Source organism: Seonamhaeicola marinus (genome assembly GCF_008085455.1).
The window spans coordinates 1-256 of sequence record NZ_VSDQ01000237.1 but is presented as its reverse complement, the minus strand read 5'-3'; the positions used below and the strand labels follow the sequence as shown (position 1 = coordinate 256).

Sequence of the window (256 nt, the reverse complement as noted above, 5' to 3'; positions counted from 1 at the left end):
AGTTGGCATTATGGTTGGTATTATGCCTAATTTAAACTCGCCACCAATAAATCCTTTTTGTTGGTCTACAATATCTTGTATTCTGTAAGACTCGTTTACTATGTTTCTGGCTTGTGTAACTATTTTTTTTCCAACTTCGGTAAGCTCAATAGGTTTTTTACTTCTGTCAAAAATTTGAATATCAAGTTCGTCTTCTAGTTTTTGAATTTGCATACTCAAAGTTGGCTGGGTTACAAAGCATTTTTCGGCGGCTTTT

At 34.0% G+C, this 256-nt stretch carries 1 protein-coding gene; it reads right to left on the bottom strand.

Translation table 11 applies throughout. The annotated features are described in order from the left end of the window. Positions 1-256 (bottom strand): LysR family transcriptional regulator (locus FUA24_RS03205; protein WP_148540026.1); only part of this gene is annotated, 256 nt, incomplete at both ends.